The organism is Ferrigenium sp. UT5, from assembly GCF_045866295.1.
GTDB lineage: Bacteria > Pseudomonadota > Gammaproteobacteria > Burkholderiales > Gallionellaceae > Sideroxyarcus.
Genome location: NZ_BAAFRY010000004.1, coordinates 78,743 through 102,526 on the forward strand (window position 1 = coordinate 78,743; position 23,784 = coordinate 102,526).

Genomic DNA, 23,784 nt, shown 5'->3' on the forward strand with positions numbered 1-23,784 from the left:
GATTCTCCGGGTGCTGTATTCAGCCGATCCAAAGCTAGGCGGCGTTATCGAAGCAGTTAGATTGCAGCAGGCCCCCTTGTTGGCTTGTGGGGTGGAAGTAGAAATAGTTTCTTGTGACTCTCCCGATTCGCCATGGTTGAATGGGCAATTGCCAGTACAGGCACTGGGCCCCTCAAAGTATAGTTACGGCTATACACCTCATTTGCTTCCATGGTTGCGTGCCAATGCACATCGCTTTGATGCAGTAATTGCCGAAGGAATTTGGCAATACCATAGTTTTGCGGTCTGGCGAGCATTGAGGGGGGCGGCAACGCCTTACTATATATTTCCTCACGGCATGCTTGATCCGTGGTTTAAACAAGCATATCCACTTAAACATTTTAAAAAATGGTTGTATTGGCCTTGGGCTGAATACCGCGCGTTACGTGATGCACGGAGGGTGATTTTTACTTGTGATGAAGAGCGCCGTCTGGCCAAAAAATCATTTTGGCTATACAAGGTGAATGCCGCAGTTGGAGCGCTTGGCGTGGCTACGCCTCCGGAAAATGGGGAGGGGCTGGCCGCCGGATTCTTAAATCAATATCCGGATCTTCAAAGTAAGCGAATTGTCTTGTACCTTGGTCGAATCCACGAAAAGAAAGGCTGCGATTTGCTGATTGAGGCTTTTGCCAAGGTGGCGGTGCGTGATGCAAATTTGCATTTGGTGATGGCTGGGCCGGACCCAACCGGCTGGTTGCCTAAGCTGCAGGCTCATGCTGAGGAATTGGGAATTCCACATCGAATTACTTGGTCTGGCATGCTGCAGGGCGATATGAAGTGGGGGGCTTTTTATGCGGCAGAGGTGTTTTGTTTGCCCTCGCATCAGGAGAATTTTGGCATTGTGGTGGCAGAGGCGTTAGCATGTGGCAAGCCGGTGTTGATAAGTAACAAGGTAAATATCTGGCGCGAGATTGAAGCCGCAGGTGCAGGCTTTGTCGCGGATGATACTCAGGCGGGCACTGAAGAACTGTTGAACTGCTGGTTGGCCTTAAACACAGAAGATTTTGCTGTGATGCGGGCAAAAACCCTGCAGTGCTTTCAGGAGCACTTTCATGTGAAGCGTGCTGCACGGAGATTGGTGGAAATTATTCGGGAGTGCAAATGACAGAAAATGCTTCGGGAGTTCAACACCTAAAGTCTTTTCAATTGCCACCCGGTTTTCGCGGGCGCTCTGCCTTTGTTGTGCAATTATGGTGGCTGATACAAGCCACACTGTTTGCTTGTTCTCCCCAATTTATGTTTGGCTGGCGGCGTTGGTTATTGCAAATCTTCGGTGCTAATGTTGGGCGAGGTGTGAAGGTGCGCCCTTCGGTCAAAGTGACTTACCCGTGGAAAGTAATTATCGGTGACTTCGCTTGGATTGGCGATGATGTAGTGTTGTACAGTCTGGGGGAGATTGAAATCGGTGCGAATGCAGTGGTATCGCAACGTTCTTATTTATGTGCAGCTAGTCATGATTTTACACAGTCAGACTTTCCCATTGAAAGCAAAAAGATTTGCATCAGTGCATATTCTTGGCTTGCAACAGATGTTTTTGTTGCGCCTGGCGTGACAATTGGCGAAGGTGCGGTAGTGGGAGCTCGGAGCTCAGTATTCCATGATCTGCCGCCGATGATGGTGTGCTTTGGCTCTCCTGCAAAGCCAGTTAAATCTCGATTCCGTGGCGCTTCGTGCGAATATTAATTCACGGGATTAATTTCTCTCCTGAGCTAACTGGCATCGGCAAGTATTCCGGCGAAATGGCGGAGTGGCTGGCCGCGCAGGGGCATGAGGTCAGGGTGGTGACGGCACCGCCGTATTATCCGCAATGGAAGATCGCCGATGGGTTTGCCAATGGGTGGAGCAAGGAACGGATATACGGTACAGGTTTCAAGGGGCAAGGGGCGAGTGGCAAGAGACAAGGCGGAAGCAATTGTGGGTCGGACTTCAGGCCGACGCAGCAGGACAAATTCAACCCCGGTCGGGTTGAAACCCGGCCCACAGGGAACGGCGTGGTTAGTGGGTCGGACTTCAGTCCGACAAGTGGGCGTCGGGTTGAAACCCGACCCACAGAGGCAGATGAGCAGCGGGTATCCCGACCTATGGCGGCGAGAGGCTCGCTGGTTGTCTATCGCTGTCCGTTGTGGGTTCCGGCCAGGCCGTCCGGATTGAAGCGCGTCCTGCATTTGGCCAGCTTTGCGCTCTCCAGTTTTCCGGTCATGTTGCGGCAGATTTTCTGGCGACCCGATGTGGTGTGGGTGGTGGAGCCGCCGTTGGTTTGCGCGCCCCAGGCGTGGCTGGTGGCGCGGCTCAGCGGGGGCAAGGCGTGGTTGCACATCCAGGATTATGAGGTGGATGCGGCATTTGAGCTGGGGCTGTTGCGGGGCAGAGGGCTGCGACAACTGGCGGCTGCGGGGGAGCGGTGGTGGATGCGCCGGTTTGACCGGGTTTCGACCATCTCGCAACGCATGCTGGAGCGGGCGGTGACGAAAGGAGTTTCCCCGGGGCGCATAGTGTTGTTCCGCAATTGGGTGGCGATAGGTCAGGAGCAAGGCACAAGGCGCAAGGGGCAGGGCGAGGCCGGAGGGTACCGGGCGGAGCTGGGTATTGCGGACGATGCGGTGGTCGCCTTGTATTCCGGAAATATGGGCGGCAAGCAGGGGCTGGAGATTTTGGCGGAAGCGGCAAGGATTTGCGGGGAGAGCGGCAGGTCGGGCTTCAACCCGGAACTGCTTCGTGGGTCGGACTTCAGTCCGACTGGCAGTTGTCGGACTGAAGTCCGACCCACGGGGGAAGAGGCGGATGGGCGTCGGGTTGAAATCCGACCTACAGCGGAGGTTGTATTCATATTTTGTGGGGCGGGGGCGGGGCGAGATGATCTGGTTGCTTTGTGCGAGAATCTGCCCAATGTGCATTTTCTGGATCTGCAGCCGGTTGAGCGTTTGGGTGAGCTGTTGGCGACCGCAGATATTCACCTGCTGCCGCAACGCGCCGATGCGGCGGATTTGGTGATGCCGTCGAAATTGGGTGGGATGTTGGCGAGCGCCCGGCCGGTGGTGGCCAACGCGCGGCAGGGCACCGAGGTGGCCGCCGTCGTGGCGGTATGCGGATTAGTGGTGGCGCCCGAAGACGGCCGGGCTTTTGCGGCCGCGATCATGCGGCTGGCCGTGGATGTTGGTTTGCGGACAAAGCTGGGGCAGGCTGGACGCGAATATGCAGCCGGGTTCCTGGATAAGGAGCGGGTGCTGGCTGATTTTGCGCGGGCATTGTCGGCCGTTGCGTCAGGTTCATAAGGGGCAACCGGGTTGCTGGAACGCAAACCGGAGGCCTTGATTTCCGGGCATCATGCAAGTAATAAACAGGATTATTCAATGTTTCCTTCTTCCGGATTGGCGCGTCAATATAGCTGGGAACTGGGCCTGTTCCAGCGTCTGGTGGATGCGCTCGTCATTGTGTTGCTGCTGTGGCTGGTGACAATCGGCTATGGCGTCACTCCGATCTTGCATTACAAGTTGGCGGCGCTGATTTCGATCAGTAGTTTTCTGCTCTTCGCCGAATGGCATGCGCTGTATAAATCCTGGCGGATTGATTCGCTGTGGCACGAGGCAAGAACAATTTTTGTGATCTGGTTGCTGACCTGCGGCATTTTGCTGGCGGTGATTTTTTTGAGCAAGTCGGCGATTCAATTCTCGCGGGTGGCGGTGAGTCTGTGGGGGCTGGGGACGCCCTTCATGCTGGTTGGGGTGCGGGTCATCATTCGTTATGTGATCCGGCATTTCAGAAAAAAGGGTTTTAACACGCGCTCTGTGGCGATTGTCGGCGGCGGCAGGCATGCCGCGAAATTGATTGAAACCATCACAAATTCGCCCTGGATGGGGTTGCGGGTCGAGGGGGTCTATGACAATGCGGAGGCAACCTTGTCAGGACTTGCCGGTGCGGGGGATGTCGACGCGTTGCTTGCCAAGGTTCGCGCAAAACAGATTGATCATCTATACCTCACTTATCCAATGCGCGAGGAAGCGAAGATCAGGGCCCTGCTGGAGCAACTGGCGGACAGTACGGTGGCGGTGAGCATCGTCCCGGATTTTTTTGCTTCGGATTTGCTGCAGTCGCGCTGGAGCAGCGTGGGCGATATTCCGCTGGTCAATGTATTTGAGAGCCCGATTTACGGTATGGGGTTGTTCGTCAAGCGCATGGAAGATGTGGTGCTGGGCAGTTTGATTCTGGTGCTGATTGCGCCTGTGCTGCTGCTGATCGCAGTGGCGGTGCGCGTGACTTCACCGGGCCCGGTGTTGTTCAAACAGCGCCGTTACGGGCTGAACGGACAGGTGATCGAAGTGTGGAAGTTCCGCAGCATGAGCGTTCAGGAGGATGGTCCGGATGTGCCGCAGGCAACCCGCAACGATCCCCGCGTGACCCCACTGGGCGCGTTCCTGCGACGCAACTCACTGGATGAATTGCCCCAGTTCTTTAACGTGCTGCAAGGGACGATGTCCATCGTCGGTCCGCGCCCCCATGCGGTTGCACATAACGAGGCGTATCGCAACCGCATTCACGGCTATATGCTGCGCCACAAGGTCAAGCCGGGGATCACGGGTTGGGCGCAGGTGAACGGTTGGCGTGGCGAAACCGATACCTGTCAGAAAATGGAAATGCGCGTGCGGTACGATCTGGAATACATCAACAATTGGTCGCTTTGGTTCGACTTGAAGATTATTCTGCTGACCCTTCGCTGTGGGATACGGGGTCAGGGCGCGTATTGAGCGTAGCGATCCGTCCATCCCCCGGATTGTGCGGCGTGTTGGCGCGCCTGTGGACTGCGGCACCGCTTTCCCGCTGGACGATTGAGCGTCCCCGGTTGCGGCTGTCGGACATTGTATAACCCGTGCCACGAGGACATTATGTTCAGCATCGTCATCCCCACCTGGAACAATCTTGCGCACCTGAAGTTGTGCGTGGAGAGCCTGCAAAGACACTCGGCGCATGCGCACGAGATCATCGTGCACCTGAACGACGGTTCCGACGGTTCGCTGGAATGGGTGCAGGCCCACGGGATCAAATACACGCACAGCGCCAAGAATGTCGGCGTCTGTCTGGCGGTGAATCACGCGGTGGCGCAGGCGAAGCACGACTGGGTGCTGTTCATGAACGACGATATGGTGGCGGCGCCGGGCTGGGATACGGCCTTTGCCGAGGCGATCGAGTCGGTTGATACCGACTTGGCTTTATTCTTCGGCACGCTGATTCAGCCGGAAGACGGCGGCAACGACATCATCATCCAGCGCGATTTCGGACGCATACCGGATGACTTCGATGAAGCGGCATTTCTGCGTCACTATCGGGATGATGCGCGCGGCGATAAGGAAGGTGCAGCCTCGCAGCCCACGCTGTTCCACAAGAAATGGTGGCAGATGGTGGGCGGCTACAGCCTGGAATTCTCGCCCGGCATGAGCAGCGACGACGACCTGCTGATGAAGTTTTGGGTGACGGGCTGCCGCAACTTTCGCATCGTGGGCGCCAGCCGCTTCTACCATTTCGGCATGGCCAGCACCGGGCGCATCACTCACAATCAGGGCGGCCGCATGTTCGTGATGAAATGGGGTATCACGCAGCTGGAGTTCTATCGCTATTACTTGCCCTCGCTGCGCCGTCCGGATGGCGGTTGCACCCCGGATAATCCGCACCATTGCGTGCGCCCGACCTGGCTTGGAAAGTTAAGGCGGGTGCGCTATGCCCTGCGCTACGGTTACCCGCTGGACGGCATCGAGGCGTGGGACCCGCTGCCGGGACGAGGCGCCTGGCACAAGGGTGATTGACGCGGGCGCGGTGGCAATTTTGAGTTGATTTGTTCGTACACGGAGACCGCAGATTCTCGATGGCGATTTATGCGATAGGCGACATACAAGGCTGTTATGACGAGTTGCAGCAACTGCTGGAACAAATCCGCTTCGACCCGGCACAGGACAAGTTGTGGTTCGTCGGCGACCTGGTCAATCGCGGCCCCGGTTCACTGGAGGTGCTGCGGCTGGTCAAGTCGCTGGGCGACAGCGCGATCACGGTGCTGGGCAATCACGATCTGCATCTGATCGCGGTGGACGCCGGCATCGGCCAGTTGCACAAAAGCGACACGCTGGATGAGATCCTTGCCGCACCCGACCGCGAAGCGTTGCTGCACTGGTTGCGCCATCAACGTCTCATGCATGCGGAAGGTGAGCACGTACTGGTGCATGCGGGGCTGCTGCCGCAGTGGACGGTGGGACAAGCGCTGGGATTGGCGCACGAGGTGGAATCGGTCTTGCGCAGCGAAAACCACTCGGCGTTTCTGGAACAGATGTATGGCAACACGCCGCAGGGTTGGGACGACGGGCTGGCGGGTTACAAACGGCTGCGCGTCATCGTCAATGCGTTCACGCGGCTGCGCGTCTGCACGCCTCAGGGCGGGATGGAGTTCAAGTTCAAAGGCGAAGTGGAGAACATTCCCGACGGGTATGTGCCGTGGTTCGAGGTGTCCGGACGCAAGAGCGCCGACGCAACGGTCATCTTTGGCCATTGGTCGGCGCTGGGGCTGAAGGTCGAGCCGAAAGTCATCGCGCTGGACACGGGCTGTCTGTGGGGGGGGCCGATGACGGCGATGCGTCTGGGAGACCGGCGATTGTTTCAGGTGAACTGCAGCAATCCCGTGGCGAAACATTGGTAAGCGTCGTGTCGGACTAAACCGTGGCACTTGAAAAGTGGCCGGATGCCCTGCGCGCAGCCGATGATTCGCCGCGAATCAGTAGCGGCGTTTTTGTTGCGGCACGAAAGCGCCACGGCCTTCGATGTGGCGGAAGGTGATGCGCGCCTTGCTCAAATCGTAGGGAGAAAGTTCCAGCGAAACCTTGTCGCCGGCGATGATGCGGATGTGATTCTTCTTCATTTTGCCCGCGCTGTAGGCGATGAGCTGGTGACCATTGTCCAGCGTGACGCGGTAACGCGAGTCCGGCAGCACCTCATCAACCACGCCATCCATTTCGAGCAACTCTTCTTTTGCCATGCAAAATCTCCTGATAAAACAACGGGACAAGCCCCATGATAGGCGACTTTCGAGACGGCAAGGGAATGAAGAAACGGCTACCGCGAGTGCGTGGAAACCCAACAATGACACGAGCGTCTGATGATCGCGGCGCGCACTATGGACTGATTCGAGGCGATTGGCAAATAAAATGCGCGCCACGGCCATGTGTTTTAGAGGCGCCCTTGTGCCAATGTGCGGCAAGGTCTTTGTGGGTCGGGCTTTAGTCCGACAGGGGGTTAAATTCATCCGGCCGCGTCGGACTAAAGTCCGACCCACAGGCGTCCGCAATAAGCACCATCAAGAATGCAACACTGCACTAACGCAGGGAGGCTGACCATCCGGTTACGCTTCGAGCAGACTCCTGAACATCCACGCATTTTTTGGATTTAACATCACGCGGCGATGAAACTGCCGCATGAGTCTTCGCCGGAAGAACGCCAGAGTTGCGATGCACAATATTTCAGCTACTCTTCTAAAAGACTTCTTAACATCCAGGCGTTCTTTTCATGCACTTCCATGCGGGCTGAAAGGAGATCGACTGTCGGTTGGTCACCCGCCTTTTCGGCGATGGGCAACACTTCGCGCGCGGTGCGCACGACCGCTTCCTGTCCGGCGACGAGTTGATTGATCATGTCTTTCGCGCTGACCGAACCTGTGCTTTCCTTGATGCACGTGAGGGCGGCAAATTCTTTGTAGCTGCCAGGGGCGGGATAACCGAGTGCGCGGATGCGCTCGGCCACTAGATCCACCGCATTCCACGTTTCGGTGTACTGCGTCATGAACATGAGGTGCAGGGTCTGGAACATCGGACCGGTGACGTTCCAGTGGAAATTGTGGGTCTTGAGGTAGAGGGTATAAGTGTCGGCCAGCATACGCGCCAGACCGTCCGCGATTTCCTTGCGGTCTTGTTCTGCGATGCCAATGTTGATAGGGCTGATCTTGCTCATGTCATTCTCCTTGATTAGATTCGTGCGATTCAATTTCCAAGCCTTGGTTTGCTGAGTAGCCTTCCAAACCAAGTCCCAGCATCACCAGTGCCGCTACAAAAAACTGCGCCAGCAACATACCTTGCTGCGAAAAATGGTGCAATGTGTTCATGGTGTTTCTCCTTTCTGAAAAGTTTCCCTGCACTTTCAGCGTGAGGGACGGCGGCTTGTCCCGAGCCACCGTCCCGACAAAAATCACGCAAGATCGAAGCGATCCAGATTCATCACCTTGCTCCAGGCGGCAACGAAATCGCGCACGAACTTTTCCTGCGCGTCCGCGCTGCCATAGACTTCGGCGAGGGCGCGCAACTCGGCATTGGCACCGAATACAAGGTCGGCGCGGGTGGCGGTCCACTTGACCTTGCCGCTCTTGCGCTCGCGCACCTCGAACACATTCTTGTCGGCTGATACCGGTTTCCATTCGTTGCCCATGTCGAGCAGGTTGACGAAGAAATCGGTTGTCAGCGTCCCCGGCCGGTCGGTGAACACGCCGTGCTGCGTGCCGTCGAAATTTGCCTCCAGCACCCGCAGGCCTCCAATCAGCACGGTCATTTCCGGTGCGGTCAGGGTGAGCAGTTGCGCCTTGTCTACCAGCAGCGCCTCGGCGGGGATGTCCGGGAAGCGGCTGCTGCGGTAGTTGCGAAAGCCGTCCGCGATCGGTTCCAGCGGCGCGAAGGAAGCGGCATCGGTCTGTTCCGGCAGCGCGTCCATGCGCCCGGGTGTGAACGGCACGGTCACGTTCTGCCCGGCCCTGTGTGCGGCCGCTTCAACCGCAGCACAACCGGCCAGCACGATGAGGTCGGCGAGGGATATCTTCTTGCCACCGGCGGCCTTGCCGTTGAAGTCAGCCTGAATGGCTTCCAGCTTGTCCAGCACCTTGGCAAGTTGTGCCGGCTGGTTGACCGCCCAGTCCTTCATCGGTGCGAGGCGGATGCGCGCCCCGTTGGCGCCGCCGCGCTTGTCGCTGCCCCGGAACGTGGCAGCCGATGACCACGCGGTATAGACCAGTTCGGACGCGGACAGCCCAGAGGCCAGCACCTTGGTCTTGAGCGCGGCAATGTCCTGGGCATCCGCCAGCGCATGATTTACGGCGGGGATCGGGTCCTGCCAGATCAGGTCTTCCTTGGGCACTTCGGGGCCGTGGTAGCGTGTCTTCGGTCCCATGTCGCGGTGGGTGAGCTTGAACCAGGCACGCGCGAAGGCATCGGCGAATTCCGCTGGATGTGCATGGAAGTGGCGTGCGATCTTCTCGTACGCCGGGTCGTAGCGCATCGCCATATCGGCATCGGTCATGATGATAGCCGCCTTCTTCGAGGCATCGTGCGCGGCCGGCGCCATGTTGGCATCGGTGTGCCGCAGCGGTGTCCACTGCGAAGCTCCCGCCGGGCTGCGCGACGGAATCCATTCGTTGCCAAACAGCATGTCGAGGTAACTCATATCCCATTTCGTCGGGGTCGGTGTCCACGAACCTTCCAGACCGCTGCCGATCTGGTCGCCACCACGGCCAGAGCCATATTTGCTGATCCAGCCGAAGCCCTGGTGCTCGATGTCGGCGCCTGCCGGTGCCGGGCCGACCAGCGCCGCGTCTCCCGCGCCGTGGCATTTGCCGAAGGTGTGGCCGCCGCAGGTCAGCGCCACCGTTTCGGTGTCGTCCATCGCCATGCGTGCGAAGGTTTCACGCACCATGCGCCCGGATTGCAGCGGATCAGACTTGCCGCCCGGACCTTCGGGATTGACGTAGATCAGTCCCATCTGCACCGCGGCCAAGGGATTGTCGAGGTCGGGCTGGGTGCCGTGACGTTCATCGCCCAGCCAGTCCTTCTCAGATCCCCAATACACGGATTCATCCGGCTCGTACACGTCGGCACGGCCGCCGCCAAAGCCGAAGGTCTTGAAACCCATCGATTCCAGCGCGCAGTTGCCGGCCAATACGATCAGGTCGGCCCAGGAAATCTGGTTGCCGTATTTCTGCTTGACCGGCCACAACAGGCGGCGCGCCTTGTCCAGGTTGACGTTGTCCGGCCAGGAGTTGGTCGGGGCGAAACGCTGCTGGCCCAAGCCCGCACCGCCGCGCCCGTCGCCGATGCGGTAAGTGCCGGCGGCGTGCCAGGCCATGCGAATGAACAATGGGCCGTAGTGGCCGTAGTCGGCCGGCCACCAGTCCTGCGAGTCGGTCATCAGCGCGACCAGGTCTTTTTTGACTGCGGCGAGATCGAGCTTTTCGAATTCCGCTGCGTAATCGAACCCTGGCTCCATCGGACTGGTCTGCGGGGAAAACTGGTTCAGGATTTTAAGATTTAACTGATTGGGCCACCATTCACGGTTTGACTTTGCGGTGGCGGCCGTGTGATTGAAGGGGCATTTCGATTCGGTTGTCATTTTTTCTCTCCTGGTCGGGTTGTTTGATGGGTGGCGGGTAACCACGACCACAATTTAGGCTGTGCCCATTCATCAATCCAATTGATTGTTCAAAGCGATATGATTTATTATCCAAATCGCATATTCGTCATTCCCGCCTGCGCGGGAATGACTCCCCAAGGAGGCTGGTGTGACGCTCAACGAACTTCGCTTTATCGTCGCTGTGGCGCAGGAACGCAACTTTCGCCGCGCGGCGGAGAAGGCGTACATCAGCCAGCCCGCGCTGTCGCTGGCGATCAAGAAGCTTGAAGACGAACTGGGTGTGCAGATTTTCGAGCGCGGCAAGAACGAGGTCAGCGTCACGCCCATCGGTGGCGTCATCGTCGAGCAGGCCCAGCGCGTTCTGGAAGAAGCGGAGCGCATCCGCGAGATCGCCGCGCAGGGCAAGAACCAGCTAATCACCCCGCTGCGCCTCGGCATCATTCACAGCGTCAGCCCTTACCTGTTGCCCGACCTGATCCCGCAGTTGAAAAAACTCGCCCCGCAGATGGCGCTGGACGTAGAGGAGAACATCACTGCCAACCTCGAAGCTTTGCTGCGCAATGGCAAGCTGGATGTGATCATCATCGCCCTGCCGTTCGGGGACTCCAGCATCCTCACCCATCCCCTGTATGACGAACCGTTCGAGGTGGTGGTGAGCAACGACCACCGCTGGGCCGCGCGCCGCAGTGTCAAACCGGCCGAACTGGCACAGGAGAAAGTGCTGTTACTGGATTCCGGCCACTGCTACAGCAATCAGGTGGACGAGGCCTGCCCCGGCAGCCGCAGGAACGACAACGTGCAGCACGGTACCTCGCTGGAGACCATCCGCAACATGGTGGCATCCGGCCTCGGCATCACCGTGTTGCCGGCTTCGGCCAACAGCGCGCGCTACCGCAGCAAGCTGCTGAGCATCGTGCCCTTCACCAAGCCCGTACCCTCGCGCCGCATCGCGTTGGCCTGGCGCAAGAGCTTTCCCCGTACGGAAGCGATCGGGGCATTGGCACAGGCGGTGGCACAGGCTAAAGTAAGCGGCATCCAACCTCTGGACCCACCATGAGCGAGCAACCCTACCGCCGTAACCCGTTGCTGCGGGTGAGCTATAGCTTCATCGCGCCGATTTACGATTTCGTCATCGAACGCCCGATGCGCACGGCGCGCAGGCATTCGCTTGCCGCCCTGCCCGCCGATACTCCCGGGAGCGTGCTCATCAGCGGTGTCGGTACCGGGCTGGACCTGCCCTGGGTGCCCGAAAAACACCATTACACCGCGCTGGATTTCAATCCGGCGATGCTGGCTCACGCGCGGCCGCGCGGCGAAAAGTTGAAGGTGGATTTTGTGCTGGGCGACAGCATGGCGCTGCCGTTTGCCGACGCGCAGTTCGACTGGGTCGTGCTGCACCTCATCACGGCGGTGGTGCCCGACCCGCAGCGCTGCCTGGCGGAAGCCGCGCGCGTGCTGAAACCCGGCGGCACCATTTTATTGTTCGACAAGTTCTTGCAGCCGGGACAAAGCGCGCCGCTGCGCCGCCTGTTCAACGTGCTTACCCGTCGACTGGCCACGCGCATGGATGTGGTGTTCGAGGAGGTGCTGCGCGCCGTGCCGGAACTGCAGGTGGTGGAAGACACCCCGGCACTGGCCGGGGGCTGGTTCCGCCGCATCCGCCTGCTCAAAGCAGGCGCGTAGCAAACTGCTCCAGCCCGCCGACAATCACGATCAGCACCATCTGGCACACGAGAAACAGCAGCAGGATGGAGAGATCGACCCTTCCCAGCGGCGGCATGATGCGGCGTACGGGTTGCAGGAATGGCCGGTTGACCGCGGCCAGCAGGGGGGCGATCGGCGTGTGCGGATTGAACCAGGACAAGAGGGCTTCGACCAGCAGACTGGCAATCAGCAGATAGAGGCTCAATTTGAGCAGCCTGACCGCCGTCCACAGCAGCAATCCGGTGAGCGGGAAATGTGCATAGGCGTATCCCTGCAAGGCTAGAAAGGCCGCAAGGTAGAGGAATTCAAAACCGAATGCCAGCAACAGGGTGGCACTATCCAGCCCCCACGCCGCGGGAATCACACGGCGCGCGCGCAGCACCAGAAAATCGGTAACCGCCATCACGAATTCCCCCAGCGGGTTGCGCATCGGGACGCGCAGCCATACCGCATGAAAACGAAACAACAGGACGGCCGCAAACGGTTGCAGCAGGGCATCGAGCAGGAGTTGCAGGGCTTCCGCCAGCATCAGTCATCCTTCCCGAGCTCGTCGCCCAGCTCTTGCGAACGGCGGGCCGCGGCATGAGCGGCGGCGATGATGTGTTGCCGCACGCGATTCGATTCCATGCTGACCAAGGCACGTTCGGTGGTGCCGTTCCGGGACGTGACCCGGGCACGCAGGGTGGCCACATCTTCCGGGCTGGCATCGGCCAGCTTGGCCGCGCCGATAAAGGTATCGAGCACCAGTTGCCGCGCCTGCAATTCGTCCAGGCCGAGTTCGCGCGCCGCCTGCTGCAGGGCCTCGATGAAATAGAACACGTAGGCCGGACCGCTGCCCGAAATCGCGGTGACGCCATCCAGTTGCGTTTCCTGCTCAACCCACAACGTGGTGCCCACCGCCTCGAGGATGGAGTCCGCCTGCTCGCGCCCTTTTTTCGGTACTTGCGGCAGGGCATACAGTCCGGTCACCCCATGGCGAATCAGCGCCGGCGTGTTCGGCATGGCGCGCACCACATGGTGCGTGCCCAGCCAGCGCGCGATGTCCCGCGCGCGAATTCCGGCGGCAATCGAAATCACCAGCTGCCCCGTCAGCAGGGGGGCCAGATCGGCGCATACCCCGCGCAATTGTTGCGGCTTCACCGTCAGCAGCACGATCTCGCAATACGAAACGGCATCGCTCATGTTGGTCGTCGCACGCACCACGAATTCCTCGTGGAGCGCCGCGCACCGCGCTTCTTCCAGCTCGACCACCCGGATCTTGGAGGGGGCATAGCCGCGCTTGAGCATGCCGCCCACCAGCGCCTTGGCCATATTGCCGCCGCCGATAAAACAGATATTCATTTCTTTTCTCCCTGATGACGTGCGCCAAAGATGGCGGTGCCAATGCGCACGAGGGTCGCACCTTCCCGGATCGCCGCCGCAAAATCATGCGACATGCCCATGGACAGTGTATCCAACTGCAGGCCTTGCCGGTTCAGGAATTCCAGCCATTCGCGCATCCGCGCAAAGGGAACCCGCTGTGCCTCCTCGTCCGTGGCCGGTGCCGGAATCGCCATCAGGCCGCGCAGGCGGAGATGCGGCAAGCCGGCCACCGCCCGCGCCAGCGGCAGCAAATCGTTCGGCGCGACCCCGCTCTTGCTTGCTTCGCCACTCACGTTGACCTGCAGGCAGAGATTGAGCGGCGGCAGCTGCGACGGGCGCTGCGCGGACAGGCGTTCGGCGATCTTCAAGCGCTCCACGCCGTGCACCCAGGCGAAGTTTTCGGCGATGGGGCGCGTCTTGTTGCTCTGGATGGGACCGATGAAATGCCACTCCAGGGGCAGGTCGCGCAAGGCGTCGATCTTGTCCAGCGCTGCCTGCAGGTAATTCTCGCCGAAAGCGGTCTGTCCGGACTGGTATGCCTCGCGTACGGAAGTTGCCGGAAAGGTCTTGCTGACCGCCAGCAGCCGCACCGCGTCCCCGCGGCGCCCCGCCGCGCTGGCCGCCGCGGCAATGGCCCGCTTCACGGCTTGCAAGTTGGAAAGGATTGCAGTCATAATCCGGCGGCCTGCGCGGTGTTGGCGGTTGTTTAACGACTGGGGAATTATATATGGATATCACCGAACTGCTCGCCTTCGGCGTGAAGAACCAAGCCTCCGACCTGCACCTTTCTGCCGGCCTGCCGCCGATGATCCGCGTGCACGGCGACATGCGCCGCATCAACCTGCCGCCGATGGAACACAAGGAAGTGCACGCCATGGTGTACGACATCATGAACGACGGGCAGCGCAAGCATTACGAGGAGAACAAGGAAGTCGACTTCTCGTTCGAAGTGCCGAATCTGGCGCGTTTCCGGGTCAATGCCTTTGTGCAGAACCGCGGCGCGGGCGCGGTGATGCGCACCATTCCCTCCAAGATCATGAGCCTCGAAGACCTCAAGTGTCCGAAGATCTTCGAGGCCATCTCGGAGTATCCGCGCGGCCTGGTGCTGGTGACCGGCCCCACCGGTTCCGGCAAGTCGACCACGCTGGCGGCCATGGTCAACCACATCAACGAAAAAGAGATGGGCCACATCCTGACCGTGGAAGACCCGATCGAATTCGTGCACGAATCGAAGAAGTGCCTGATCAACCAGCGTGAAGTCGGCCCGCACACGCTGTCGTTCAACAATGCCCTGCGCTCGGCCCTGCGCGAAGACCCGGACGTGATTCTGGTCGGCGAAATGCGCGACCTGGAAACCATCCGCCTGGCGATGTCCGCCGCCGAGACCGGCCACCTGGTGTTCGGCACGCTGCACACCAGCTCCGCCGCCAAGACCATCGACCGCATCATCGACGTGTTCCCCGCCGACGAGAAGGAGATGGTGCGCGCGATGTTGTCCGAATCGCTGCGCGCGGTGATCTCGCAGACCCTGCTCAAGACCAAGGACGGCAGCGGCCGCGCCGCCGCGCACGAGATCATGCTGTGCACCCCCGCCATCCGCAACCTGATCCGCGAAGCGAAAGTGCCGCAGATGTATTCCGCCATCCAGACCGGCGGCAGCATCGGCATGCAGACGCTCGACCAGTGCCTGACCGACCTGGTGAAACGCGGCGTCGTCAGTTCGGCCGAAGCGCGCGGCAAAGCCGCGAACAAGGACCTGTTCCCGGGCTGATCAAGGAGAACTCTCATGGAAAGAAACCAGGCGACCGAACTCGTTCACAACCTGTTGCGCGGGATGATCTCGCAGAATGCGTCCGACCTGTTCGTGACGGCCGGTTTTCCGCCCGCGTTCAAGATCGACGGCAAGATGACCCCGGTGTCGAACCAGGCGCTGACCGCGCAACACACCCAGGAACTGGCGCGCAGCATCATGAACGACCGCCAGGCGGCCGAATTCGAATCGACCCACGAAAGCAATTTCGCCATCAATCCCCCCGGCATCGGGCGCTTCCGCGTCAATGTGTTCATGCAGCAACAGCGCGTCGGCATGGTGCTGCGCACCATCACCACCAAAATTCCGAGCTTTGAAGATTTGAGCCTGCCGCCGATCCTGAAGGATGTGGTGATGACCAAGCGCGGGCTGGTGATCCTGGTCGGCGGCACCGGCTCCGGCAAATCCACCACGCTCGCCGCGATGATCGGCCACCGCAACCACAACAGCTATGGCCACATCATCACCATCGAAGACCCGGTGGAATATGTGCACGAACACGACAAGTGCATCATCACCCACCGCGAAGTCGGGGTGGACACGGACAACTGGCAGAACGCGCTGAAGAACACCCTGCGCCAGGCGCCGGACGTGATCCTGATCGGCGAGATCCGCGACCGCGAGACCATGGAATACGCGGTGGCCTTCGCCGAGACCGGACACCTGTGCATGGCGACGTTGCACGCCAACAGCGCCAACCAGGCGCTGGACCGCATCATCAACTTCTTCCCGGAAGAACGCCGCGAACAATTGCTGATGGACCTGTCGCTCAACGTCAAGTCGCTCATCTCGCAGCGCCTGATCCCGAAACGGGACGGCAAGGGTCGCGCGGCCGCGTTCGAAATCCTGCTCAATTCTCCGCTGATCGCGGATCTGATCTTCAAGGGACAGGTGCACGAGATCAAGGAGGTGATGTCCAAGTCGCGCGAGATCGGCATGCAGACCTTCGACCAGGCGCTGTTCGACCTGCACGAGGCCGGCATGATCAGTTACGAGGAAGCGCTGAAGAACGCCGACTCGGTCAACGACCTGCGCCTGAAGATCAAGCTCGAAGGCCAGGCCACCAAGGACCGCGACGTGATGAGCGGTATCGAAGGTCTGCGCATAAACTGAACCCGGATACTCCATTGGGCGGCTGTCCATCAGTGCCCCGTGGTGACCGCACCTGTTGAAATGTAAGGGCGCGGCGTTTCTCTCGACTACCTAGGCAGGCCGATGCTCGATTCGCGAGCAAAGGCCAATCCAGGAGGTTGTATGAGCACGCTGTTGCAACAACTCGAAAGCATGACCACCATCGTGGCGGACACCGGCGACATCGACGCCATCCGCCACCACCACCCGCAGGATGCCACCACCAATCCCTCGCTTTTGTTCAAGGCGGCAACGCTGCCGGAATATGGGCCGCTGATCGTTGATGCGATCGCCTGGGCAAAATTGCAGGGCAATGACCGCGCACAGCTGGCGCACGATGCAATGGACAAGCTGGCGGTCGCGGTCGGTGTGGAAGTGCTCAAATCCGTTCCCGGCCGCATCTCGACCGAAGTGGACGCGCGCCTGTCGTTCGACACCGCCGCGACGATCGCAAAAGCGCGCAAGCTGATCGCGCTGTACAACGAGGCGGGGGTCGGCAACGCGCGCGTGCTGATCAAGATCGCCTCGACCTGGGAAGGCATCCGCGCGGCAGAAATTCTCGAACGCGAGGGCATTCATTGCAATCTCACCCTGCTGTTCGGTTTCGCCCAGGCACGCGCCTGCGCCGAAGCCGGGGCAACCCTGATCTCGCCCTTCGTCGGGCGCATTCTCGACTGGTACAAAGTCAAAACCGGCAAGGATTTTGCGGCGGAAGAAGACCCGGGCGTGCAATCGGTGCGAAAAATTTATGCCTATTACAAGGCGCACGGTTACCCGACCATCGTGATGGGCGCCTCGTTCCGCAACATGGGCGAGATCCTTGCGCTCGCCGGTTGCGACCGGTTGACCATTGCGCCCGCGCTGCTGAAAGAACTGGACACGACCGAGGGCGTTCTGGAACGCAAACTGGTTGATAACGGCGCGACCGAACCGCGCCCGAAGCCGTTGAGCGAAGCCGAATTCCGCTGGCTGATGAACGAAGACGCCATGGCCACCGAGAAGCTGGCGGAAGGTATCCGTGGTTTTACGGCTGACCAGATCAAGCTCGAAAACAGGCTGGCAGAGCAGCTCTGACCGGATGTTATTCCGCCACCCTCATCAGACATTGCGATGAAAACCGAACTGCCGCAACAGGTGCAACTCGACCGCGCACTGTGCACCGATCTGGCGCAGGCGGAGCAGCGCGAGTGGTGGTTGTCGGATGGCAAAGGCGGTTATGCCGGGGGCACGGTGGCCGGCACGCTGACCCGGCGTTACCACGGTTTGCTGGTCGCGCCGATCGGGCGAGCCCTGCAGCGTCATCTGCTGTTCGCCAAAGCGGATGCCGAGTTACTGGAAGGAGAGCGTGTCATTCCCGTGCATACCAATCGCTGGGGCGGCGGCGTTGTTGAGCCGCAGGGCAATCTGGCGCTTGAATCGTTCCGCCTGGACGGGCGCATGCCGGTGTGGCGCTACCGTCTGGATGACCTGCTGCTCGAAGCGCGCATCTGGATGGAACACGGCCGGCACAGCACCCATCTGGCTTGGCGCCTGCTGGAAAACCCGCACCAGCGCAAGTTGCAGTTGCGTCTGCGCCTGATGACCAACACCCGCGACCATCATGGCGAAAGCGGTTACGACACGGCTTTACCCGCGCTGCAAATCAGCGACCACGAGCTGGATGTGCAGTATCCCGATTGCCCCACGTTGCATTTTCACTCGCGCTGCGGGGTGGCGGAACAGGCGCATTTCTGCGTAGAAAACTTTGACCTGTCAGAGGAGCGCGAACGCGGCCTCTCCAGCCGCGACCGCCACTTGTGCGTCGGATTCATGACCTTTCCCATTCACCTCGGGCACTGGGTCGGACTGACCGCGTCCATCGAAAAAGATGAACCGGTGTGTTATGTGGAAGAGGCGATGCGGCGCGCTCAGGCACGGGACCTGGCGCGATTGACGCAAGTCAAGATGACGGTGCCGGCATTCACCGATACGCCGTCCGGTGTGGACCAGTTGATCCTGGCGTCTGAAAATTTTGTGCTGCGCATACCGCCTGGACGTTTCGCGCTCATCGCCGGTTATCCGTGGTTCGGCGAATGGGGGCGCGACAGCATGATCGCCCTGCCCGGCCTGTTGCTGGCCACGGGACATTATGCGGAAGCACGCGAATTGCTGTTGGGCTACCTGCCGCTGGTGGACCGCGGCATGTTGCCCAACTGGTTTCCCAACGACGGCGATGCGCCGCAATACAACACGGTTGATGCCGCGCTGTGGTACATCGAAGCGTGGTGCGCCTATCTCACCGCCATCAACGATACGCACGCCATCGTCCAGGCATGGCCGGTGCTGCAGCAGATCATCGCGCATTACCGCGACGGCACGCGCCATGGGATCGGCATGGATGCCGGCGACGGTTTGTTGCATGCGGGCGAGGCCGGGGTGCAACTGACCTGGATGGATGCCAAGGTGGGGGACGAGGTCATCACGCCGCGTCACGGCAAGCCGGTCGAGGTCAACGCGCTGTGGTTCAACGCCCTGCAAACCATGGCGCAATTCGCCGGCCTGATGAAAGACGAGGCGCGCGCTGCGGAATACCGGGAAATGGCTGCGCACACCCGGCACGGTTTTCAGCGTTTCGTGCGCGCCGATGGTCTGGGTCTGTATGACGTGCTGGATGGTGCGCAGGCGCATGATGATGCCGTCCGCCCCAATCAGATTTTCGCCGTCAGCCTGCCGTTCTCGCCGCTGGATGCGCACACGCGGCAGACCGTGCTGGCCATCTGCCGCGACCGTTTGCTGACCCCCTTCGGCTTGCGCTCGCTCGACCCCGCGCATCCCGCCTACCGTGGGCGCTACGCAGGCGATGTCCGTTCCCGCGACAGCGCCTATCACCAAGGTACGGTGTGGGCGTGGCTGCTGGGACATTACATGTTGGCCGAATACCGGGTCACGGATGATGCGACGCTGGCTTTGTCGCGGCTGAATGCGCTGCCGCAACATCTTTCCGATGCCGGACTCGGGACCGTGAGTGAAATCTTCGATGGCGATGCGCCGCATATACCGCGCGGTGCGCCCAGTCAGGCCTGGTCGGTCGCCTGTCTGCTGGAGGCGTGGTGGAAGATCCGGCACCGGCAACGCGCGCACCAACAGAAAGGGTCGTCATGAAACGGAACAGCAAAACCGGTGCGGCAGAACAGCAGCGCCTTGCCGCGCAAAAAGAAGGCCGCGAACCCTGGCGACTGTGGGGGCCATATCTGTCCGAGCGGGCCTGGGGCACGGTGCGCGAGGACTACAGCGCGGACGGCACGGCATGGGAATATTTTGACCACGATCAGGCGCGTTCGCGCGCTTATCGCTGGAGCGAAGACGGCATGGGCGGCCTCTGCGACGAACAGCAACGCCTGTGTTTTGCGCTGGCGTTGTGGAATGGCCAGGACGCCATCCTGAAAGAGCGCGCCTTCGGACTCACCGGCAATCAGGGCAACCACGGCGAGGATGTGAAGGAAGTGTATTTTTACGTGGACGCCACCCCCAGCCACAGTTTTTTACGCTACCGCTACAAATATCCGCAGGCGGCGTTTCCCTACAGCCAACTGGTCGATGAAAACGCGCGCCGCACGCGCGCCGATCCGCCGTTCAATCTGCTTGATAGCGGCGTGTTTGTGCACGACCGTTACTGGGATATCGAAGTCGCGTATGCCAAGGCCGCACCGGAACTGATGCACATTCGCATTGTGGCGAGCAATCGCGGCCCGGAAACGGCCACCCTGCATCTGCTGCCGACGCTGTGGTGCCGCAATACCTGGGCATGGGGCGATGACATTGGATTCAAACCGCATCTGGCACTGACGGATGCGCCCAAGGGGGCGGCCTGGGCGATCCGCGCGAAAGTCGAAGGCCTGGGCGACTATCATTTGTACGGCAGGCAAAGCGCGCAACCCCTGTTCACCGAAAACGACAGCAATGCGGAAAAACTCTGGGGGCAGTCCAACCGCACACCGTTCGTCAAAGATGCCTTTCACCGGCGCGTGGTGCAGGGCGAAGCGGCGGCGGTGAATCCGGCGCACACCGGCACCAAGTTCGCCGCCTGGCATACGCTGACCGTCGCGGCAGGCGAGACCATGACGCTGGAACTTGTGCTGTCCGCTACGCCGCTGCTGGAACCCTTTGCTGCCAGCGAAGAGACGTTTGCCCAACGCGAACGGGAGGCGGACGATTTCTATCGCGCCCTGTTGCCGGGCAAGGAAGCAGAGCGCACCGTCCTGCGCCAGGCGCTGGCGGGCATGCTGTGGAACCAGCAGTTCTATCACTACGACGTGGCGCGCTGGCTGGATGGCGATACTTCACGCCCGCCAGCGTCACACCAGTTCGGGCGCAACAAAAACTGGCGTCATTTCAAACTGGCGCAAGTGATGTCGGTGCCGGACAGTTGGGAGTTTCCGTGGTTTGCGGCGTGGGACCTGGCCTTCCACACGCTGTCGCTGGGACTGCTGGATATCGAGTTTGCCAAGGCACAACTGGGCACCTTGCTGCGCGAGGACACGCTGCACCCCGGCGGCCAGATTCCCGCCTACGAGTGGGCGTTCGGCGATGTCAATCCGCCGGTGCAGGCGATGGCGGTGCTCAAACTGTACCGCATGGAGCGTGCACAAGGCGGCACGGGCGACCGCAGTTTTCTGCGGCGCAGCCTGCACAAGCTGCTGCTCAATTTCGCCTGGTGGCTGAATGCCAAGGACAGCGAAGGCCACGGCGTATTCGAGGGCGGCTTTCTGGGGCTGGACAACATCTCGGTGTATGACCGCTCGCAGCCGCTGCCCGAAGGCTACCGGCTGAAACAGGCGGATGCCACCGGCTGGATGGCGATGTTCGCGCTCAACATGACGCTGATCGCGCTCGAACTGGCGGTGGAGGAGCCGGATTACGAAGAGGTTGCCCTGCAGTGCTACAGCCAGTTTTTGTCCATGGCGAACGTGATGGCGGGCAATGTGGATCACAGCCCGTCACTGTGGGACGCACAGGACGGCTTCTTCAAGGATGTGATCGTTACGCCGCAGGGCGAGCGCCACCGCATCGACGTGTTTTCCATGGTCGGCATCATCCCGCTGTTCGCCTGTGAAGTGGTCGAGCCGCGCCTGCTGAAGAATGTGCCGCGCTTCGAAAAAATGCTGCTGGCCCATGCCGGCGGCATGTTCGACGGCCACACCATCTGCGCCTGTCCGGCACACACCAACGAGCGCGGCGAGCATTTGCTGGCACTGGCCGACCACACCATGCTGCCGCCGATTCTGCGCCGCCTGTTGAACGAGAACGAGTTCCTGTCCGCACACGGCGTGCGCAGCGTCAGCCGCATCCATGCCACGCACCATGATCTGGGCTGGCTGCCTGCGGTGGGGCACGCGCTGATCGAATATCTGCCGGGCGAATCGAACAGCGGGCTGTTCGGCGGCAATTCCAACTGGCGCGGGCCGGTGTGGTTGCCGGTGAACTATTTGCTGATTGAAACGCTGCTGAAGTTTCATCAGTATCTCGGGGATAATTTCAAGGTGGCCGTGCCCTGTCTGGATGATTGCGAGATGACTTTGCGCGAGGTGGCGTGCCTGCTGGCGGAGCGTATAACGGCCATATTTCAGCGGGATGCCGAAGGCCATATTCCCGCTTTCGCCCGCGACGATCCGCACCAGGACAACGCACACTGGCGCAACTTATTGCTGTTCAACGAGTATTATCACGGCGACACGGGACAAGGTTTGGGGGCATCGCACCAGACCGGCTGGACCGGATTGGTTGCCAATCTGCTCTGCCTGCTACACACCCAATCTCACAAGGACGACACACCATGAAAACGCTGGAACCCTGCACCCTGGTCTTTTTCGGGGCGGGCGGCAATTTGAGCCGCAAAAAACTGATCCCCGCGCTGTTCCATCTGGAAATGCTGGGGCGACTGCCGCAAGACCTGGTCATTCTCGGTTGCGATATTACGCATTACGAAACCGATGCCTGGCACGCGATGGTGGGCGACATCGTGCACGAGCGTTATGGCGAAAAGCTGGACCAGACGGTGCTGAAACGTTTTTGCGCGCGCCTCCATTATTTTGCCGTGCCTCCGGGCGACGATGGCGCTTACGCGCGCCTGCAAAAGCTGCTGGACGACGATCCCAATTTCCCCCCCAACATCATGTATTACATGGCAGTGCGCCCGGCCGACTATCCCGCCATCGTGGAAAAACTGGGCGGCGTCGGCCTGCTCAAGCAGAAGAACGGCTGGCGCCGCGTGGTGGTCGAAAAGCCGTTCGGCTATGACCTGCTCTCGGCGCAAACCCTGCAAGCCAGCCTGTACCGCCATCTGGACGAACCGCAAATCTTCCGCATCGACCACTATCTCGGCAAAGGCACGGTGCAGAACGTGATGGTGTTCCGCTTCGCCAACCTGTTGCTGGAACCGTTGTGGAACCACCACTACATCGACCATGTGCAAATCACCCATTCCGAAACGCTGGGGGTGGAAGGACGGGCCGACTATTACGAGGGCGCCGGGGCGCTGCGCGACATGATGCAGAGCCATCTGATGCAACTCCTGGCGCTGGTCGCGATGGAGCCTCCGGTAACGATGTCGGCCGAGCATCTGCGCGACGAAAAAGTGAAAGTGTTGAAGGCAATCCGCCCCATCACGCAGAATGCGGTCCACGCGCATGCCTTCCGCGGCCAGTATGCCAGCGGCACCATCGGCGGCCAGACCGTGCCCGGTTACCGCGAGGAAAAGAACGTGGCGGCGGAAAGCACCACCGAAACTTATGCCGCGATGAAACTGTTCATCGACAACTGGCGCTGGGCGGGCGTGCCGTTCTACCTGCGCACCGGCAAGCGCCTCGCCGAGAACAGTTCGGCGGTCTGCATCCGCTTCAAGAATCCGCCGCAGGATTTGCTGCGCCATGCGCGGCAGGGACCGCAGCAGCCCAACTGGATCATGCTCGGCATCCAGCCGGACGAATGCATGCGCATGGAATTGCAGGTGAAGGTGCCGGGGCTGGACGTGCAAACGCGCACCATCAGCCTGGATGCGACCTACCGCAAGGAAGGCGACCAGGATTTCGATGCTTATGAAAGCCTGTTGCTGGACGTGATTGCGGGCGACCATTCGCTGTTCCTGCGCATCGACGAGGTGGAAGCGGCCTGGCGCGTGGTTGATCCGGTGCTCAAGGTGTGGGCGATGGAACGCGAGTTCATCAATACCTATGCCGCGGGCAGTTGGGGCCCGCGCGGCACCTATCGCCTGTTTGACCGCGAAGACCAGTTCTGGCGCCATTCCCTGGCGCTGAATGGCGGCAAGCTGGAAGCCTATTAAG

21 protein-coding genes are annotated in these 23,784 nt (G+C 60.5%); 14 read left to right on the plus strand and 7 right to left on the minus strand.

The features are described from left to right. Window positions 1-10: 10 nt before the first annotated feature. The 6 genes from ACKTSJ_RS02420 to ACKTSJ_RS02445 all read left to right on the plus strand — a co-directional run bounded on the left by ACKTSJ_RS02420 (window position 11) and on the right by ACKTSJ_RS02445 (window position 6,715). Window positions 11-1,144 carry a glycosyltransferase gene (locus ACKTSJ_RS02420; RefSeq protein ID WP_407897031.1) on the plus strand — a complete coding sequence of 378 codons (1,134 nt, stop codon included), beginning with the start codon at window positions 11-13 and terminating at the stop codon, window positions 1,142-1,144. Next, window positions 1,141-1,722: a putative colanic acid biosynthesis acetyltransferase gene (locus ACKTSJ_RS02425; protein ID WP_407897033.1), complete on the plus strand. Its 582-nt coding sequence runs from the start codon at window positions 1,141-1,143 to the stop codon at window positions 1,720-1,722. Before ACKTSJ_RS02420 ends, ACKTSJ_RS02425 begins: the two co-directional genes overlap by 4 nt. 398 nt (window positions 1,723-2,120) lie before the next feature. Next, entirely contained in the window at window positions 2,121-3,311 is a 1,191-nt protein-coding gene (locus ACKTSJ_RS02430; protein WP_407897035.1) for a WcaI family glycosyltransferase, read from the plus strand. A 78-nt stretch (window positions 3,312-3,389) separates the two neighbouring features. Beyond that, window positions 3,390-4,781 carry an undecaprenyl-phosphate glucose phosphotransferase gene (locus tag ACKTSJ_RS02435; RefSeq protein WP_407897037.1) on the plus strand — a complete coding sequence of 464 codons (1,392 nt, stop codon included), beginning with the start codon at window positions 3,390-3,392 and terminating at the stop codon, window positions 4,779-4,781. A gap of 138 nt (window positions 4,782-4,919) precedes the next feature. Next, entirely contained in the window at window positions 4,920-5,834 is a 915-nt protein-coding gene (locus ACKTSJ_RS02440) for a glycosyltransferase family 2 protein (RefSeq protein WP_407897039.1), read from the plus strand. A 59-nt stretch (window positions 5,835-5,893) separates the two neighbouring features. Further along, window positions 5,894-6,715, plus strand: coding sequence for a symmetrical bis(5'-nucleosyl)-tetraphosphatase (locus ACKTSJ_RS02445; RefSeq protein ID WP_407897041.1), 822 nt, complete (start codon window positions 5,894-5,896; stop codon window positions 6,713-6,715). A gap of 75 nt (window positions 6,716-6,790) precedes the next feature. On the opposite strand, the gene infA is transcribed toward ACKTSJ_RS02445, so the two are convergent. From infA to katG, 4 genes are all read right to left on the minus strand, one after another. Continuing rightward, on the minus strand, window positions 6,791-7,051 hold the full coding sequence (infA, locus tag ACKTSJ_RS02450; protein WP_407897043.1) for a translation initiation factor IF-1: 261 nt from the start codon (window positions 7,049-7,051) through the stop codon (window positions 6,791-6,793). Window positions 7,052-7,536: 485 nt separating this feature from the next. Then, complete coding sequence (locus ACKTSJ_RS02455; protein ID WP_407897044.1) at window positions 7,537-8,019, minus strand: Dps family protein; 483 nt, start codon at window positions 8,017-8,019, stop codon at window positions 7,537-7,539. Window position 8,020: 1 nt separating this feature from the next. Then, window positions 8,021-8,170 (minus strand): hypothetical protein, encoded by a 150-nt coding sequence (locus ACKTSJ_RS02460; protein ID WP_407897046.1) that lies wholly within the window; start codon window positions 8,168-8,170, stop codon window positions 8,021-8,023. A gap of 83 nt (window positions 8,171-8,253) precedes the next feature. Beyond that, on the minus strand, window positions 8,254-10,437 hold the full coding sequence (gene katG, locus ACKTSJ_RS02465; protein ID WP_407897048.1) for a catalase/peroxidase HPI: 2,184 nt from the start codon (window positions 10,435-10,437) through the stop codon (window positions 8,254-8,256). A gap of 169 nt (window positions 10,438-10,606) precedes the next feature. Between katG and ACKTSJ_RS02470 the strand changes: the two genes are divergently transcribed. Together ACKTSJ_RS02470 and ACKTSJ_RS02475 are read left to right on the plus strand one after the other, a co-directional pair. After that, on the plus strand, window positions 10,607-11,515 hold the full coding sequence (locus tag ACKTSJ_RS02470) for a hydrogen peroxide-inducible genes activator (protein ID WP_407897050.1): 909 nt from the start codon (window positions 10,607-10,609) through the stop codon (window positions 11,513-11,515). After that, window positions 11,512-12,141, plus strand: a complete 630-nt coding sequence (locus ACKTSJ_RS02475; protein ID WP_407897052.1) for a class I SAM-dependent methyltransferase — start codon at window positions 11,512-11,514, stop codon at window positions 12,139-12,141. Before ACKTSJ_RS02470 ends, ACKTSJ_RS02475 begins: the two co-directional genes overlap by 4 nt. On the opposite strand, the gene ACKTSJ_RS02480 is transcribed toward ACKTSJ_RS02475, so the two are convergent. From ACKTSJ_RS02480 to ACKTSJ_RS02490, 3 genes are read right to left on the minus strand one after another with little or no spacing between them, the layout of a single operon-like run. Further along, entirely contained in the window at window positions 12,125-12,691 is a 567-nt protein-coding gene (locus tag ACKTSJ_RS02480; protein ID WP_407897053.1) for a YggT family protein, read from the minus strand. The genes ACKTSJ_RS02475 and ACKTSJ_RS02480 overlap by 17 nt on opposite strands. Beyond that, the gene (gene proC / locus ACKTSJ_RS02485) at window positions 12,691-13,503 is read right to left on the minus strand and encodes a pyrroline-5-carboxylate reductase (protein WP_407897055.1); all 813 of its coding nucleotides are present in this window, start codon (window positions 13,501-13,503) and stop codon (window positions 12,691-12,693) included. Before proC ends, ACKTSJ_RS02480 begins: the two co-directional genes overlap by 1 nt. Continuing rightward, the gene (locus tag ACKTSJ_RS02490) at window positions 13,500-14,198 is read right to left on the minus strand and encodes a YggS family pyridoxal phosphate-dependent enzyme (RefSeq protein WP_407897057.1); all 699 of its coding nucleotides are present in this window, start codon (window positions 14,196-14,198) and stop codon (window positions 13,500-13,502) included. The genes proC and ACKTSJ_RS02490 overlap by 4 nt, the downstream gene beginning before the upstream one ends. 53 nt (window positions 14,199-14,251) lie before the next feature. On the opposite strand from ACKTSJ_RS02490, the gene ACKTSJ_RS02495 reads away from it, so the two are divergent. From ACKTSJ_RS02495 to zwf, 6 genes are all read left to right on the plus strand, one after another. Further along, a complete protein-coding gene (locus ACKTSJ_RS02495; RefSeq protein ID WP_407897059.1) occupies window positions 14,252-15,295 on the plus strand; it encodes a type IV pilus twitching motility protein PilT in 1,044 nt (347 codons plus the stop codon). A 15-nt stretch (window positions 15,296-15,310) separates the two neighbouring features. Continuing rightward, complete coding sequence (locus tag ACKTSJ_RS02500; protein ID WP_407897061.1) at window positions 15,311-16,447, plus strand: PilT/PilU family type 4a pilus ATPase; 1,137 nt, start codon at window positions 15,311-15,313, stop codon at window positions 16,445-16,447. A 141-nt stretch (window positions 16,448-16,588) separates the two neighbouring features. Further along, window positions 16,589-17,539 carry a transaldolase gene (gene tal, locus ACKTSJ_RS02505; RefSeq protein WP_407897063.1) on the plus strand — a complete coding sequence of 317 codons (951 nt, stop codon included), beginning with the start codon at window positions 16,589-16,591 and terminating at the stop codon, window positions 17,537-17,539. A gap of 36 nt (window positions 17,540-17,575) precedes the next feature. Further along, entirely contained in the window at window positions 17,576-19,606 is a 2,031-nt protein-coding gene (locus ACKTSJ_RS02510) for an amylo-alpha-1,6-glucosidase (RefSeq protein ID WP_407897065.1), read from the plus strand. Further along, window positions 19,603-22,281, plus strand: coding sequence for an MGH1-like glycoside hydrolase domain-containing protein (locus ACKTSJ_RS02515; RefSeq protein WP_407897067.1), 2,679 nt, complete (start codon window positions 19,603-19,605; stop codon window positions 22,279-22,281). The genes ACKTSJ_RS02510 and ACKTSJ_RS02515 overlap by 4 nt, the downstream gene beginning before the upstream one ends. Next, a complete protein-coding gene (gene zwf / locus ACKTSJ_RS02520; protein ID WP_407897069.1) occupies window positions 22,278-23,783 on the plus strand; it encodes a glucose-6-phosphate dehydrogenase in 1,506 nt (501 codons plus the stop codon). Before ACKTSJ_RS02515 ends, zwf begins: the two co-directional genes overlap by 4 nt. Window position 23,784 lies beyond the last annotated feature (1 nt).